We start from the raw sequence: 16,484 nt of genomic DNA on the forward strand, positions 1-16,484 counted from the left end.
TAGAGACGGCGCGCACTCGTAGAAATTTTGAGGTGCTTGGAGAGGCGGCCTGGGTAAGGCCGCCGAATCTTCAGCGAGTTGTTGCCAGTTCCTGTTGGACGCTGGCGACAGTGCGAGGCCAAGGTTTACCAGCCTGAACCTTCGCTGGCAAGGCCTTGATGGCAGAAACGGCTGCATCACGATTGGCGAAGTTGCCGTAGGTGATCACGTAAAGCGGCTTGCCGTTGAGGACTTTCTTGAAATAACGGTACTCGCCGCCCTGCTCCTTGACGAAGTTCTGCGCGGTCGCTTCGGAGCTGGTGCCGAGGATCTGCACCACGTAGTTGCTGGTCGGCTGACCGGCGTACCAGTTGCCACCGGCAGCCTTGGCCACGGTAACCGGCTTCTCGGCCGGTTTGGCGGCAGCAACAGGCTTGGCCGGAGCCGGAGTCGGTTTGGCCGCTGGCGCTGCCGGAGCAGGCTTGGCGGTGGCGACCTGAGTCGGTGCCGGGGTCGGCTTGGCCGCCGGAACAGGTACTGGCGTCGGAGCCGGGCCGGCCGGAACACCTGCCGGTGGTGCGGAAGTCGTGACGGTCGGCGGCGTTGCGCTGGAGCCTTCGACAGGCACGCCGTCGTCACCTTCGGTGATACCGCCAGCAGCCTCAGCCAACGGGCCGCGCATCACCGGTTGCGAGTTGCCGACCAGCGGCAACGGCATCGGCTGGGTATTGCCGGCGAACTCGACATTCGGTGCGCCACCCTTGGCGCCCTGACCCAATGGCAGTTGTGCCTGTTCGTTGGCGGGTGCGCCGGTGGTTGGCGCCTTGTTGCGACCCGGCATCAGCCAGGCGGCGGCGACCGCGACCACGACGACGGCGGATATCGCCAATACGTGTTTCTTCGGCATGTTGAACCCCATACTTGGACGCTTGACCGCAGAGCGGCTGGCAATCATGACTTCGATCAGTGCATCGCGAGCGACCTGGTTGATGTTGCCAGGCCAACCCTCGGCGCTTTCGTGAATCTCAGAGATCTGATCCGCGGTGAAAAGTTCGACACCCCGGCCCGCACCTTCCAGCCGTTGGTCGAGATATTCGCGGGTCTCTTCTTCGGTATACGGCTGCAGTTCGATGACGTGGAAGCGCTCTTCCTCGAGGTGCAAGGCCTCCAGTTGCGCGATCAGCGACGACTCACCGAACAGGAACACATGCGGGCGACCTTCCGGTGCCCCGGCACCCAGCGCCATCAGCGCTTCGAGGGCGGATTCGTCGAGCTGCTCGGCGTCATCCACCAGCAGATAGACCTCCTGGCCGGTAAGCGCGAGTTGCACTACCTGATCCAGAATCGCGCCAACTTCGGCCTGAGCCACGTTCAGTGCCTGAGCCACCTGACGCAGCACGCCGGCAGCATCGCCAGCCCCACGGGCCGACACGACAACGCTTTGCACCGATTGCTTGTTGGTGCTGGCCACCAGCGCCTGGCGCAGCAGGGTCTTGCCGCTGCCTTGCGGGCCGGTGACCACCAGCAGCAACTGGCTGTAACGCGCCAGGTGGTGCAATTGCCCCAGCACCGGTTTGCGCTGGGCCGGGAAAAATTTGAAGCCCGGCACCCGCGGCGCGAAAGGGTCGTGACTTAACTGGAAATGGCCGAGGAACGCCTCGTCGGCATGCAAACTAGTCATCGGAATCTTATTAACCTTTAAGCTGAGCCAGAGCGCGGTAATCCGCTCCCAGCGTGGCCTGTAGAACCTCTTTCGGATAATCGGCGGTCACCACCGCTTCGCCCATCCGGCGCAGCAGCACCAGGCGCAGACGACCGTCGATCACTTTTTTATCAATTGCCATATGTTCGAGAAAATCGGCTTCGGTCATTTCTTCCGGCGGAATAACCGGCAGACCGGCACGCTGGAACAGACGGATGCCGCGATCACGCTCCTGCTCGCTGATCCAGCCCAGACGCGCGGACATTTCCAGCGCCATCACGGTGCCAGCGGCCACCGCCTCACCATGCAACCAGACACCATAGCCCATGTGGGTCTCGATGGCGTGGCCGAAGGTGTGGCCGAGATTGAGCGTGGCGCGCACGCCGGTTTCCTTCTCATCGGCACCGACCACTGCAGCCTTGGCCGCGCAGGAGCGCTCGATGGCATAGGTCAGGGCCTTCTGGTCCAGCACGCGCAGGGCGTCGACGTTGTCTTCGAGCCAGGTCAAGAACGGCTCGTCGCAGATCAGACCGTACTTGATGACTTCGGCCAGACCGGCGGACAGTTCACGCTCCGGCAGGGTTTTCAGCGATGCAGTATCGATCAGCACCACGTTCGGCTGATAGAACGCGCCGACCATGTTCTTGCCCAGCGGATGGTTGATACCGGTCTTGCCGCCCACCGACGAATCGACCTGGGACAGCAGCGTGGTAGGAATCTGGATGAAATCGACACCGCGCTGGTAGCAGGCGGCGGCAAAACCGGCCATGTCACCAATGACACCGCCGCCGAGGGCGATGATCGTGGTGCGGCGGTCGTGACGGGCAGTCAGCAGGCCGTCGAAGATCAGTTGCAGGGTTTCCCAGTTCTTGAAGGCTTCGCCGTCCGGCAGCACCACCGAGATCACCGAGAACTGCGCAAGGCTGCGGGTCAGACGTTCGAGATAGAGCGGCGCAACGGTCTCGTTGGAGATGATTGCCACTTGCCGCCCATGGATATGCGGCGCCAGCAACTCGGGCTGATCCAACAAACCTTCGCCAATATGAATCGGGTAGCTGCGCTCACCTAGATCGACCTTGAGTGTCTGCATGTGTCCCCACAGTGAAGATGGAAGCAGGCGTCCTGCCCTGAATTATTGGTTGTCTGCGGCCTATAGCGAATCTGACGCCGCTCGCACGCCATCCGCCACAACCTCGGCGGCTGTGACAGGACGCCGAGGATAGCGCATTTCCAGCGGCGCTTTAACGGGGTGGCAGCTGCGCCAGACGGTCGAGAATGTCGAGCACCACCATGCGCGGTGGCCGTTCGTCGGTTTCAACCACCAGATCGGCGATCTCTCGATAGAGCGGATCGCGGATCTCGAGCAGGTCTCGCAGGGTTTTCGCCGGATCGGCGGTGCGCAGCAAAGGACGATTGCGATCGCGCGACGTACGCCCGACCTGCTGCTCGACGGAGGCATGCAGATACACCACCCGCCCGCCCGCGTGCAGGGCCTTGCGGTTGGCATCGCGCATTACCGCACCGCCGCCGGTCGCCAGTACCACGCCGTCGAACGCGCACAGCTCGGCGATCATCGCCTGCTCACGGTCACGAAAGCCGGGCTCGCCTTCCTTGTCGAAGATCCACGGGATATTGGCGCCCGTGCGCAGTTCAATTTCCTTGTCGGAATCTTTGAACGGCAGGCGCAGCTCTTTGGCCAGCAACCGGCCGATGGTGCTTTTTCCAGCGCCCATCGGTCCTACAAGAATCAAATTTCGCACAGAATCAACGACTCACAGCAATCGCCTGGTTATTCATGATACGCGGAGTGAGAAATACCAGCAGCTCGGATTTTTTCTCCGAAACCACATCACGCCGGAAAAGGCGGCCAAGATACGGCACATCGCCAAGAAATGGCACCTTATCTACGACCTTGCTTTGAGTATTTGAGAAAACGCCCCCAATCACGATGGTCTCGCCGTCGTTCACCAGCACCTTGGCGTTGACCTCGTTCTTCTTGATCGGCGGTACATCCTGCACTTTGTTCAGGTAGTCCGGTTCGTCCTTGGTGACCTTGACCTCCATGATGATGCGGTTGTCGGGGGTGATCTGCGGCGTCACTTCCAGCGACAGCGAAGCCTCCTTGAAAGACACCGACGTCGCGCCGCTGGAGCTGGCTTCCTGATACGGAATCTCGGTGCCCTTGAGGATCTTCGCCGTCTCTTTGTCGGAGGTGACCACTTTGGGCTGCGAGACGATCTCACCGTTGCCGGTCTTCTCCATGGCGGTCAGCTCAAGATCGAGCAGCACATTGTCGGTGATGAAGGCGATGCCGATCCCCGAGGTATTACCCACCGTGCCCATGTCGACGAACGGCGAGTTGGTACTGGTACTGCCCGGTGTGCCGATGGTGGTCGACGAGCCATTGCTGACCCCCGAGGTGTTCCAGTTGCCCTTGTTCTGGATCGAACCGCCCCAGCGCACGCCCAGACTCTTGTCGTAATCGACGTTGGCCTCGACGATCCGCGCCTCGATCATCACCTGACGCACCGGAATATCCAGTTGCGCCACGATCCGCCGCAGTTCGTCGAGGCGATCCTGGGTCTGGTAGGCAATGATGTTGTTGGTGCGCTCATCGACAGTGATCGAGCCACGCTCGTCGATTTTCGCCTCGGCGCTGGTCACCGACTGGAACAGCTTGGCGATGTCCGCGGCCTTGGCGTAATTCACTTGCAGCAGCTCGCGGCGCAGCGGCGCCAGTTCGGCGATCTGTTTCTGTGACTCCAGTTCCTGGCGTTCGCGGGCGGCGATTTCGTCGGCCGGCGCCACCAGCAACACGTTGCCGATCTTGCGTTTATCCAGCCCCTTGGTTTTCAGCACCAGGTCCAGCGCCTGATCCCACGGCACGTTTTGCAGACGCAAGGTGATCCCGCCCTGCACGGTATCGCTGGCCACCAGATTGAGGTTGGTGAAATCGGCGATCAGTTGCAGCACCGAGCGCACGTCGATGTCCTGGAAATTCAGCGAAAGCTTTTCGCCGCTGTAGCTGTTGCGGTCAGCGTTGCGCTTTTGCAGGTCATCGACCGTCATCGGGCGAATGCTGACGGTCAGTTTGTTGTCGGTCTGGTAGGTGGAATAGTCGAACGTGCCGCTGGGTTCGACGGTGATGACCGCACGATCACCGGTGGCGGCAGCGTTGACGAACTGCACCGGCGTGGCGAAGTCCTTGACGTCGAGGCGCACCCGCAGCCTGTCGGGCAACTGCGTGCGAGCAAAGCTCAGGATGATCTTGCCGTCATGCTCCTGGATGTCCGGGGCGATGGTCGGGTCCGAAAGGTCAATGACCACGTTGCCCTCCCCCGCAGTGCCGCGCTGGAAGTCGACACCACGAATGGTTTTGGCGACGGGGGTATAAGCCTTCGCCGGCGCTGGAGCCGCGACCGGTCGTGGCGCAACAGCGGCTGGCCGTGGCGCAGCAGGCTTGGCGCCCTGCCCGACCACTACGAACAGATTGTTGCCCTCGACCCGCGAGGTGTAGGACGTCAGTTGCGTCAGGCTGATGATCAGGCGCGTGCGGTCGTTGGCTTCCACCACTGTGGCGGTTCGCGCGTTACCGCTGCCCAGATCGCGGGTCTTGCTCGTCAGTTGGCTGGCGACACCCGGCAGATCCAGGGCGATTCGCGCCGGCGATTCGGTGGTGTAGCCCTTGGGTTGCGGTGGCGGGCTGTCGAACGACAGCTTCAACTCGATGCGATCACCCGGTAACGCCGCGACATCCAGCGTCTTGAGGCTGGCCGCCTGAACCATCGGTGAAAGCAGCGCTATCCATAGCGAAAAACCGAGGGTGGAGAAAATCCTGTTCATTGTTCGACTTCCACTATGAGTGCTCTTTCAAAGGAATGGTGCGCGGACGTTCCAGCCAGGCGCCTTCGCCGTCGGGCACGATCTCGACCACATCGACCTGAGTGGCGCTGATGGCGACAATGCGCCCGTCGTTGCGCCCCAGGTAGTCGCCGACTTTCAACCGATGCACTGCACCCGCCCCGCGCAGCAAGGCAAAGGAGCCGCTGGCATTGGAGATCGTGCCAACCATTTCAAACTGCTCGATGTTGAAACCTTCGAGGTATTGCTTGACCCGGTTGGGGTCGGGTTTGACGTTGCGCGAGCCACGCTGCTGCCCGGCCAGATCGACGCGCACCTGGCGCGAGAACGGGCTACGCAGGTTGGCCGCGCTGTAGGTAAAGGTAGGATAGGAATGAAAGGTCGGCGTCGGCTCGATCTTGCCGGCCGGGCGCAGACGCACTTCGTTCATGTAGGCGTCGAGGTCGCTGAATTCGTCACTGCTGCCGCAACCACTGAGGCCGAGCACCAGCACTGACAAAGCGAAATAACGGATCGGGGTCATTTGTCCAACCCCTTGTCGTTATAGCGGTAGGTCTTGGCGAGAATGCTCATGCGCAGCTTCGTCCCGCCGTCGGGATTGGCCGGTGCCAGTTCGAAATCGTGCAAGGTGACGATCCGTGGCAACCCGGCGACGCCACTGACGAAGGTCGCGAGGTCGTGGTAAGCCCCGGTGACAGTGATCTGGATCGGCAGCTCGATGTAGAACGGCTGGGTCACCTCCGGCAGCAGCTTGATCTCTTCGAATTCAAGACCGCTGCCCAGCCCGGTACGGGTAATGTCCTCGAGCAATCCCGGGACCTCGGTGTCGCTGGGCAACTGCCGCAGGAGCACGCCGAAGGAGGTCTCCATCTCCTTCATCTGCTGGGTGTAGAGCTCCAGGTTGGCAGCCATGTGCGCCTTGCTGGCGAACTGCTCCTTCAAGGTGTCCTCTTCCTGACGCTTGGCTTCCAGCTGGTTTTCCATGTCGCTGATGAAAAAGTTATAGCCAAGCGCCAACACCAGCACCGCAAGCAATGCTCCCGCGATAGTTTTCACCGCGGCCGGCCAGGAGCCGATATTGCTGGTGTCCAGATCGTTGAAGTCGATGTTGCGCAGACTTTGCAGCCATTCGGACGGCTTCATTTTTCGCCCTCCGTCACGGCTGGCTGGGTCTGACGCACAGTCAGCTGAAAGACGTTGGCCTGATCCACCTGACCGGCGGTCGTCGCTTTCACCTCGTTCAAGCTGGGCGCATCGAACCAGTCGGAAGCGTCCAGATTGCGCATCAGCTCCGAGACGCGATTGTTCGACTCCGCCGCGCCACTGATCGACAGCGTCTTGCCGAGCAATTTCACGCTGGTGAAATACACCCCGTCCGGCAGCGTGCGCGCCAGTTGATCGAAGATTCGTCCGCTGATCTGCCGGTTGCCCTGCAAGTCCTGGATGATGCGCATGCGCTCGACCAGTTGCTGGCGCCGTGCCTTGAGTTCGCTGATCTGCTTGATCCGTTCGTCGACCACGGCGATCTGTTTGCCAATGTAGTCATTGCGTGCTGCCTGCCGCTCGATGGCGGTACTGAAGATCTGATCGGCGATGAACACTGCGCCCACCGAACCGACGAACACCCCGATCAGGATCAGCAGAAAGCGTTTGCGCCGCTCTTCGCGGCGTTCCTCACGCCAGGGGAGAAGGTTGATCCGCGCCATCAGTCGAAACTCCTGAGCGCGAGCCCGCAGGCAATCATCAGGGCCGGCGCGTCACTGGCCAGGGCTCCGGCGTTGACCTTGCTGCTCAAGGCCATGTCGGAAAACGGGTTGGCGACCTGGGTCGGGGTGCCCAGACGCTGTTCGATCAGCCGATCCAGCCCCGGCACCGAGGCGGTGCCGCCGGCCAGCAGAATGTGATCGACCGCGTTGTACTGCCCGGAGGCAAAGAAGAACTGCAACGAGCGCGAGACCTGCTGCACCAGAGCATCACGGAACGGCTGCAATACCTCGCTGACATAGTCGTCCGGCAGACCGCCCTGCTTTTTCGCCAGCCCGGCCTGCTCGACAGTCAGGCCGTAGCGGCGCTGGATTTCCTCGGTCAGTTGCCGGCCACCGAACAGTTGCTCGCGGGTATAGATGATGCGGCCGTTATGCAGGACGCTGAGGGTAGTCATGGTCGCGCCGATGTCCACCACCGCCACGGTCAGGCGTTCCTGCGAGGCTGCCAGTTGAGTGGCGAGCAGACCGAACGAGCGCTCCAGCGCATAGGCCTCGACATCGACCACGCGCGCGGTCAGGCCGGCCAGCGCCAGCGCCGCTTCGCGGACTTCGACGTTTTCCTTGCGACAGGCGGCCAGCAGCACGCTGACCCGCTCCGGGTTGCGCGGCGACACGCCCTGGACTTCGAAATCGATGGCGACTTCGTCCAGTGGATAGGGAATGTATTGGTCGGCTTCGATCTTCAGCTGGTTTTCCAGCTCGTCATCGGTCAGCCCGGCGTCCATCTCGATGATCTTGGTGATCACCGCAGAACCGGCCACCGCCACCGCCACGCTCTTGAGCCCGGTGCGTGCCTTGACCAGCACCCGGGACAAGGCATGGCCCACGCCTTCGAGCTCGGCGATGTTCTTTTCGACCACGGCATTGGGCGGCAGCGGCTCGACCGCGTAGGCTTCGACCCGGTAGCGGTCGCCCTGACGGCTCAACTCCAGCAGCTTCACCGAAGTGGAGCTGATGTCGATCCCCAGTAACGTATTGGTCTTTTTCTTGAAGAGTCCCAGCACTACCAATTCCCTATGACTTTCCGTGAGTTACGGACTCTGTAATACGCATTGCGTTCCTTCACCCCGTCTTGACAGAAGCGCAAATGACGCCCCCAGCAGAAAAGTGCTTATAATGCCCAGCGTTTTTTTCCGCTTTTTACTGCCGGCCCAGGCTGTTCTGTGTGTTACCGGAACCCTGTCGCCCAATTCATTCTTTGCCCTGGATGTTCAAAAGCCTTGATTCGTCTGCTGAAATTTTTCGGTTGGTCCATCGTCGCCGTTTTCTGCGGACTGCTTTTAGGTCTCAGCGGCGCGTTTCTTTACCTTAGTCCGGGTTTGCCGTCTGTGGAGGCGCTGAGAAGCATTCAGTTGCAGATTCCGCTCCGGGTCTACAGCAGCGACAACAAGTTGATCGCAGAATTTGGCGAAATGCGCCGTACTCCGATCCGTTTCGCCGACATTCCACCCAATTTCATTAATGCGTTACTAAGTGCTGAAGACGACAATTTCGCCAACCATTATGGCGTCGATCCGAGCAGCCTGATGCGCGCCGCGACCCAACTGGTCAAAAGCGGGCACATTCAGTCCGGCGGCAGCACCATCACCATGCAGGTGGCGAAGAACTTCTTCCTGACCAGCGAACGCAGCTTCTCGCGCAAAACCACCGAGATTCTTCTGGCCCTGCAGATCGAACGGCAGTTGACCAAGGACGAGATCCTCGAGCTGTACGTGAACAAGATTTATCTGGGTAACCGCGCCTACGGCATCGAGGCGGCGGCGCAGGTGTATTACGGCAAGTCGATCCGCGACGTCAGCCTGGCGCAGATGGCGATGATCGCCGGCCTGCCGAAAGCCCCGTCGCGCTTCAACCCGCTGGCCAACCCGGCGCGCAGCAAGGAGCGCCGCGACTGGATTCTCGGACGCATGTACAAGCTCGGAAAGATTTCCGAGGCTGACTACACCGCCGCGATCAACGAGCCGCTGAACGCCAGCTATCACGTGCCGACCCCGGAAGTGAACGCACCGTACATCGCCGAAATGGCCCGTGCCGAAATGGTCGGTCGCTATGGCAGCGACGCTTACACCGAAGGTTTCCGCGTCACCACCACGGTGCCGAGCAACCTGCAGGAAATGGCCAACACCGCGCTGCACGAAGGCTTGATGACCTACGATCAGCGCCATGGCTACCGCGGACCCGAGTCGCGCCTGCCGGGCAAGACTCACGAAGCCTGGGCGACCGAGCTGACCAAGCAGCGCACCATCAGCAGCCTGGAGCCGGCCATCGTTACTCAGGTCGACAAGAATGGCTTGCAGGTGCTGACCCGTACCGGCGAAGAACACGTCGCCTGGGACACCATGAAATGGGCGCGGCCGTTCCTCAACACCAACAGCATGGGCGCCGCACCGCGCCAGCCGTCGGATGTGGCGCAGGTCGGCGATCTGATTCGCGTGCAGCGTCAGCCGAACAATTCGCTGAAATTCAGCCAGATCCCGCAGGCGCAAGGCGCGCTGGTATCGCTGGATCCGCAGAACGGCGCGATCCGCTCGCTGGTCGGCGGCTTTGCGTTCGAGCAGAGCAACTACAACCGCGCCCTGCAGGCCAAGCGTCAGCCGGGTTCGAGCTTCAAGCCGTTCGTCTACAGTGCTGCACTGGACAGCGGTTATACCGCCGCGACGCTGGTCAACGATGCGCCGATCGTGTTCGTCGACGAGTACCTGGACAAGGTCTGGCGGCCGAAGAACGACACCAACACCTTCCTCGGCCCGATCCGTCTGCGCGAGGCGCTGTACAAGTCACGTAACCTGGTGTCGATCCGATTGTTGCAGGCGATGGGCGTCGGCAAGACGATCGACTACATCACCCGTTTCGGCTTCAACAAGCAGGACCTGCCGCCGAACCTGTCGCTGGCGCTGGGCACCGCGACCCTGACGCCGATGGAGATCGCTACCGGCTGGAGCACCTTCGCCAACGGCGGTTACAAGATCACCCCGTACATCATCGACAAGATCGAAAGCCGCAACGGCGACACGCTGTTCGTCGCCAACCCGCCGACCGTGCCACAGGGTGGCTCGGCGACCGATGGCCTTGCCGCGCCGGAGTCTCAGCCGATCACCGTCAACGCCGCACCGGTTCCGGGTGAAGCCCCGGGCGTTGCCGCAGCACCACAAGCGCCGGCCGTGGCCGAGCGGATCGTCGATGGACGTACCACGTACATCCTCAACAGCATGCTGCAGGACGTGATCAAGCTCGGCACCGGACGCCGCGCACTGGCCATGGGTCGCAGCGACATCGCCGGCAAGACCGGTACCACCAACGAATCGAAGGATGCGTGGTTCTCCGGTTACAACGCCGATTACGTGACCACCGTGTGGACCGGCTTTGACCAGCCGGAAAGCCTTGGTCGCCGCGAGTTTGGTGGCACCGTGGCGTTGCCGATCTGGATGAACTACATGTCGGCCGCGCTCAAGGACAAGCCGCCGCACGTACAGCCTGAGCCGGAAGGCATTCTCAGCCTGCGGGTGGATCCGGTCAGCGGTCGTGCGGCAACGCCGAGCACGCCGGGCGCCTACTTCGAGCTGTTCAAGTCCGAAGACACGCCGCCCTCGGTGAATGAGCTGGGCAACGGCGCCGTACCGGGCAGTCCGCTGCCGGCGGATGAGCAGGCGCCGATCGATCTGTTCTGATCAATGCGCCCCAAAAAGCCCCGCCTTCGAAAGAAGTGCGGGGCTTTTTTATGCCTGAAAATCAAGAGCCCCCTCACCCTAGCCCTCTCCCGGAGGGAGAGGGGACTGATTGGGGGATGCTCGGGCGTTGCGCCGACCTGAACGTGCTGTGCCGAATCCATAATCGACACCACCCTTATAGGTCGGCGTATGAACCCAGACAACTCGGTCAGTCCCCTCTGCCTTTGGGAGAGGGTTAGGGTGAGGGGGCTCTTGATCTTCAGGCACAAAAAAGCCCCGACTCTCACAAGCCGGGGCTTTCGTTGAAGCGCTACAACGGCTTAGCCGTTGAACACGTCATCCACGCTTTTCAGCGGGTAGTTCTTCGGATACGGCAGGGTGGCCACACCGGTCTCGATCGCAGCCTTGGCCACAGCGTCGGAGATCAGGGTGATCAGGCGCTTGTCCATTGGCTTCGGAATGATGTACTCACGACCGAATTCCAGAGGCGCACCACCGTAGGCGTCGCACACGTCCTGTGGCACTGGCAGTTTGGCCAGTTCGCGCAGGGCGTTGGCCGCAGCCACTTTCATTTCTTCGTTGATGCGCTTGGCGCGAACGTCCAGGGCACCACGGAAGATGAACGGGAAGCCCAGAACGTTGTTGACCTGGTTCGGGTAGTCGGAACGACCGGTGGCCATGATCACGTCGCTGCGAGTGGCGTGCGCCAGTTCCGGGGAGATTTCCGGATCCGGGTTCGAGCAGGCGAAGACGATCGGGTTGGCCGCCATCGACAGCAGACCTTCAGCGCTCAGCAGGTTCGGGCCGGACAGACCGACGAACACGTCAGCGCCTTTCAGAGCATCAGCCAGGCTGCGCTTGTCGGTGGCGTGAGCGAACACGGCTTTGTACTGGTTCAGGTCATCACGGCCGGAGTGGATCACGCCGGTACGGTCAACCATGAAGATGTTTTCGATTTTTGCGCCCATGCTCACCAGCAACTTCATGCAGGAGATGGCCGCAGCGCCGGCGCCGAGGCAGACGATTTTGGCTTCCGGCAGGGTTTTGCCGGCGATTTCCAGGGCATTGATCATGCCCGCAGCGGTCACGATCGCGGTGCCGTGCTGGTCATCGTGGAATACCGGAATGTCGCACTGCTCGATCAGAGCACGTTCGATCTCAAAGCACTCAGGCGCCTTGATGTCTTCCAGGTTGATGCCGCCGAAAGTGATGGAGATGCGTTTTACGGTGTCGATGAAGGCTTGCGGGCTTTCGGAGTCGACTTCGATGTCGAATACGTCGATGCCGGCGAAGCGCTTGAACAGTACACCTTTACCTTCCATCACTGGCTTGGAGGCCAGTGGGCCGAGGTTACCCAGGCCCAGAATCGCGGTGCCATCGGAAATGACTGCAACCAGGTTGCCCTTGCCGGTGTATTTGTAGGCCAGTTCAGGATCGCGGGCGATCTCACGCACTGGTTCAGCTACGCCGGGGCTGTAGGCCAGCGACAGGTCGCGGGCGGTAGCAGTGGCCTTGGTGAGCTCGACACTCAGCTTCCCTGGACGAGGATTGGCATGATATTCGAGAGCGGCAGTTTTCAGATCAGACATTTTGGCATTCCGCTTTTTACTGTTGGACAGACTGGTCAGCGAGGATACGCGCCTCGCAAAGTCCCCACAAGACTGAGCGGTCACCCCTGTCAAGCGCCCTGTCCTACGACTTTGGGCCAAGAGCCACGGCGCACAAGGGCTGGACTGTTCACAATCGACAGAAAAAATGTCTACAATTTTTCTTCAGCGCGCGCTTTGCAGCATCGACGGATCGGTCAACGGCAGCAGCCAACGCGGCTGACCCGGTTTCAACCCGCCACGCCGCGAACGGTCGACGACCCAGCCGCGAGCCTCGATCTGTCTGCCCTGCAGCGCCTGCAACCGGGCGTTGTCGAATTGTCCGACCAGATTGGGTGCAACGCGCAGTACAACCGAGTCCTGCAACTCGATCCAGATTCCGCCGCGATTGCGTTGAACCTTGCTCACACGCCCACTGACCACGGCGAAACCCGAAGCGCGGATCTGCTCCGCTTTCAGTACAGGTGACTGGCGCCACAGGCCCCGACCGGCCTGCCGGGCGCTGCGTTCGGCCGCCTGCTGACAGGCCACAAGATCGACATTCGGTGCCACCGCCACCTGAAAACCGAGGCCGTCGGCGAGCATTTGCGCTTCAAGATTGGTGCCGTTGGTGCTGTAGACATGCGCGAGGGTGCGACCGTAATGGTCTTTGGCCTGCTTGCCGGGGAGCAGACCGACCCGACCGCCGCTGTCCGCCACCAGTACTTCAAGGCGTTTGCGCGCCGCCACGGCGAAGGGTTCGTCACTGCGGCCCTGCTTGCCCAGCTCCGGCGTGTTGAGACCGATCATCCGCACACTGCGCCCATCGCTCAGGCGTAGCGTGTCGCCATCGACCACGCGCTGGACGCTGACGCTGCTGAGGCCGGCAGGCGTGGGGCAAAATGCCTGGGCAGCGGACAGCCAAATCGCGGACACAAAAAAGGCGCCCACAAGGGACGCCTTTTTCATCAGCCTGGAGAAACCGTCGAAGTTTTCCAGAATGACCAATCTTACTTCTTGGCGCCGAAGGCACCGAAACGGTCGGCGAACTTCTGAACGCGGCCACCGGTGTCCAGAGTCTTCTGCTTACCGGTGTAGAACGGGTGGCACTCGTTGCAAACGTCGATCGCCAGGGCTTTGCCGAAGGTCGAACGGGTTTCGAACTTGTTGCCGCAGCTGCAGGTTACTGCAACTTCTGGGTAATTCGGGTGGATATCAGCTTTCATGATGTCTTCCTCAGCTAGCGTGCCGCCACCCAACACTATTGTTGAATACCGCACGTAATTAGGCCGCGGATTCTACCAGACAATGTCAATCGCGCAAGCTGTCCCTGAGACCGACCGTCTGCTAGGCTCCCGGGCTTGAACGCACTCCCCTGTGGGAGCGAGCTTGCTCGCGAATGCGTTGTGCCAGTTGATGACTTCGTGCCTGACACACCGCGTTCGCGAGCAAGCTCGCTCCCACAGTTGATCTGCGCCAAGCCTCCTTTTGTGTTGATAGAGATCCCCCCGCGTGCCCGACGCCATTCTGCGCCTCGCCCTGCCTTCGCCCCTGCGCCGCCTGTTCGACTATCGGGCCCCGGCCGGGGTGCTGCGCGCCCAGTTGCAGCCGGGCATGCGCCTGCGGGTGCCGTTCGGGCGGCGGGAGATGATCGGGGTTCTGGTCGAGATCACCGATACCAGCGACGTGCCGCTGGAGAAACTCAAACCGGCGTTGGCCCTGCTCGATGCAAAGCCGCCGCTGCCGCCCGCACTGTTCAAGCTGTGCCTGTGGACGTCGCAGTATTACCAGCACAGCCTCGGCGACACCTTGAGCTGGGCGCTGCCGGTGCTGCTGCGTCAGGGCGAACTGGCCGAGGCGCGACAGGAGCGCTTCTGGTCAGTCGCCCCCGGCGCCAGCCTCGATGATCCGCGCGTCGCCCGCGCGCCACGGCAACGGGAAGCACTGGCAACACTGGCGCAGCACCCGCACGGCGTGGCCCATCAGTTGTTGAGCAAGCTGATGCTGAGCAAGGACAGCCTCGACCTGCTGCTGGCCAAGGGTCTGGTGCAAGTAGAGATTCGTCGGCACGCTCCTGGCGTGCGCCATGAACATTGGTTGGCGCAACCGGAGTTGCCGCTGAACACCGAACAACGCGCCGCTTACGAAGCGATCCGTGCCGGGTTCGACAGTTATCACGCGTTTCTGCTGGCCGGCGTCACGGGCAGCGGCAAGACCGAAGTCTATTTGCAACTGATCCGCGAAACCCTCGAAGCAGGCAAGCAGGCGCTGGTGCTGATCCCGGAGATCAACCTCGGCCCGCAGACCCTGGCGCGTTTCGAACAGCGCTTCAACGCGCGCATCGCCCTGCTGCATTCGGCGGTCAACGACCGTGAGCGCCTCGACGCCTGGCTCGCTGCCCGCGACGGCGAGGCCGACATTATTATCGGCACTCGCTCGGCGCTGTTCACCCCGATGAAGAACCCGGGGCTGATCATCATCGACGAAGAGCACGACGGCTCCTATAAACAGCAGGAAGGCCTGCGCTACCACGCCCGGGATCTGGCACTGGTGCGCGCGCGACAGGAAAACATCCCGATCGTCCTCGGGTCCGCCACGCCTTCACTGGAAAGCCTGCACAACGCCTACACCGGTCGTTATGGCCTGCTGCGCCTCAACGAGCGGGCCGGCGGCGCCAGGCAACCACGTTTCCTGCGGCTGGACGTGAAAAGCCGTCCGCTGGACAGCGGCATTTCCGGGCCGATGCAACAAGCCATTGGCCAGACCCTCGCGGCCGGCCAGCAGGTGCTGGTGTTTCTCAACCGGCGCGGCTTTGCGCCGACGTTGCTGTGCCACGATTGCGGCTGGATGTCCGAGTGCTCACGCTGCGATGCGCGAATGACCGTGCACCAGCGCTACGGCGAACTGCGCTGCCACCACTGTGGCAACGTCGAGCGCACGCCGCGCCAATGCCCCAAGTGCAACAAAGTCGATCTGCGGCCGGTGGGCGCCGGCACCGAACGCGCCGAAGAACGCCTGGCGATTCTGTTCCCGGACTACCCGGTACTGCGCGTCGACCGCGACAGCACCTCGCGCAAGGACGCGATGAATCAGTTGTTCGCGACCATTCAGAAGGGTCAGCCATGCATTCTGGTCGGCACCCAGATGTTGGCCAAGGGGCACCACTTCCCCCGGGTTACGCTGGTGTCGATTCTGGATGCCGACGGCGGACTGTTCTCCGGCGACTTCCGTGCCAGCGAGCGCATGGCGCAATTGATCGTGCAGGTCGCCGGGCGCGCCGGGCGGGCTGAGGAGCCGGGCAAGGTGATCATTCAGACCCACCTGGCCGACCATCCTTTATTGGTGCAACTGACCGAGCAGGGTTACTTCGCTTTCGCCGAGCAGGCCTTGAGCGAGCGCCGGGCTGCCGGACTGCCACCGTTTTCACACTTGGCCCTGTTGCGTGCCGAAGCGCACAAACCGGGGCAGGCCGAAGGTTTTCTCGATGAGGCATGCAGCGCGGCCGAACGCTTGCTGGTCGAGCAGAATCTGAGCGGCATCGAATTGCTCGGGCCGGTGCCGGCGCCGATGGAGCGCCGAGCCGGTCGCTATCGTGCACAGTTGTTGGTGCAGGCGACAGCGCGGGCGCCGCTGCATCGGTTGCTCGCCAGCTGGTTGCTGGAGCTGGAGCAGATGCCGAGCGGGCGGGCGGTGCGCTGGTCGCTGGATGTCGATCCCGTGGATCTGTATTGATCTGAAAATCGCCTTCGCGAGCAAGCTCGCTCCCACATTGGATCTGCGGCGTTCACAGATTATGTGTCTGACACCGATCCCCTGTGGGAGCGGGCTTGCTCGCGAAGAGGCCCGAATTGTCACCACATATCCATAAGCTGCCTGCTAAGGTTGGCAAGCCCGTCTTCGCAACGGATAATGCCCAGTTTTT

At 61.8% G+C, this 16,484-nt stretch carries 13 protein-coding genes; 2 read left to right on the forward strand and 11 right to left on the reverse strand.

The window, feature by feature from the left end:
- Window positions 1-70: 70 nt before the first annotated feature.
- From J1G18_RS04975 to J1G18_RS05010, 8 genes are all read right to left on the reverse strand, one after another.
- Window positions 71-1,660: an AAA family ATPase gene (locus J1G18_RS04975; protein WP_223007176.1), complete on the reverse strand. Its 1,590-nt coding sequence runs from the start codon at window positions 1,658-1,660 to the stop codon at window positions 71-73.
- Window positions 1,661-1,670: 10 nt separating this feature from the next.
- Window positions 1,671-2,771: a 3-dehydroquinate synthase gene (gene aroB, locus J1G18_RS04980; RefSeq protein WP_223007177.1), complete on the reverse strand. Its 1,101-nt coding sequence runs from the start codon at window positions 2,769-2,771 to the stop codon at window positions 1,671-1,673.
- A gap of 151 nt (window positions 2,772-2,922) precedes the next feature.
- Window positions 2,923-3,441, reverse strand: coding sequence for a shikimate kinase AroK (gene aroK, locus J1G18_RS04985; RefSeq protein WP_027611316.1), 519 nt, complete (start codon window positions 3,439-3,441; stop codon window positions 2,923-2,925).
- Between the two features lie 4 nt (window positions 3,442-3,445).
- Window positions 3,446-5,524, reverse strand: a complete 2,079-nt coding sequence (gene pilQ / locus J1G18_RS04990; RefSeq protein ID WP_139053557.1) for a type IV pilus secretin PilQ — start codon at window positions 5,522-5,524, stop codon at window positions 3,446-3,448.
- A gap of 13 nt (window positions 5,525-5,537) precedes the next feature.
- A complete protein-coding gene (locus J1G18_RS04995) occupies window positions 5,538-6,065 on the reverse strand; it encodes a pilus assembly protein PilP (protein ID WP_098966815.1) in 528 nt (175 codons plus the stop codon).
- Window positions 6,062-6,685, reverse strand: a complete 624-nt coding sequence (pilO, locus tag J1G18_RS05000; RefSeq protein WP_098966813.1) for a type 4a pilus biogenesis protein PilO — start codon at window positions 6,683-6,685, stop codon at window positions 6,062-6,064. Before pilO ends, J1G18_RS04995 begins: the two co-directional genes overlap by 4 nt.
- Window positions 6,682-7,248, reverse strand: a complete 567-nt coding sequence (locus J1G18_RS05005; protein ID WP_134785244.1) for a PilN domain-containing protein — start codon at window positions 7,246-7,248, stop codon at window positions 6,682-6,684. The genes pilO and J1G18_RS05005 overlap by 4 nt, the downstream gene beginning before the upstream one ends.
- Complete coding sequence (locus J1G18_RS05010) at window positions 7,248-8,312, reverse strand: pilus assembly protein PilM (protein ID WP_096794691.1); 1,065 nt, start codon at window positions 8,310-8,312, stop codon at window positions 7,248-7,250. The genes J1G18_RS05005 and J1G18_RS05010 overlap by 1 nt, the downstream gene beginning before the upstream one ends.
- A gap of 219 nt (window positions 8,313-8,531) precedes the next feature.
- Between J1G18_RS05010 and J1G18_RS05015 the strand changes: the two genes are divergently transcribed.
- Window positions 8,532-10,976, forward strand: coding sequence for a penicillin-binding protein 1A (locus J1G18_RS05015; protein ID WP_410477705.1), 2,445 nt, complete (start codon window positions 8,532-8,534; stop codon window positions 10,974-10,976).
- Between the two features lie 320 nt (window positions 10,977-11,296).
- Here J1G18_RS05015 and J1G18_RS05020 read toward each other — a convergent pair whose 3' ends face one another.
- From J1G18_RS05020 to rpmE, 3 genes are all read right to left on the reverse strand, one after another.
- On the reverse strand, window positions 11,297-12,565 hold the full coding sequence (locus J1G18_RS05020; RefSeq protein WP_003220889.1) for a malic enzyme-like NAD(P)-binding protein: 1,269 nt from the start codon (window positions 12,563-12,565) through the stop codon (window positions 11,297-11,299).
- Between the two features lie 183 nt (window positions 12,566-12,748).
- Complete coding sequence (locus J1G18_RS05025) at window positions 12,749-13,531, reverse strand: thermonuclease family protein (RefSeq protein ID WP_098968472.1); 783 nt, start codon at window positions 13,529-13,531, stop codon at window positions 12,749-12,751.
- A gap of 41 nt (window positions 13,532-13,572) precedes the next feature.
- Window positions 13,573-13,788, reverse strand: coding sequence for a 50S ribosomal protein L31 (gene rpmE, locus J1G18_RS05030; protein ID WP_007968345.1), 216 nt, complete (start codon window positions 13,786-13,788; stop codon window positions 13,573-13,575).
- Between the two features lie 286 nt (window positions 13,789-14,074).
- Here rpmE and J1G18_RS05035 point away from each other — a divergent pair, with 286 nt between their 5' ends.
- Window positions 14,075-16,294 carry a primosomal protein N' gene (locus J1G18_RS05035; protein WP_223007179.1) on the forward strand — a complete coding sequence of 740 codons (2,220 nt, stop codon included), beginning with the start codon at window positions 14,075-14,077 and terminating at the stop codon, window positions 16,292-16,294.
- The last annotated feature ends 190 nt before the right edge of the window (window positions 16,295-16,484 follow it).

Source organism: Pseudomonas sp. MIS38, from assembly GCF_019891575.1.
Lineage (GTDB): Bacteria > Pseudomonadota > Gammaproteobacteria > Pseudomonadales > Pseudomonadaceae > Aquipseudomonas > Aquipseudomonas putida_A.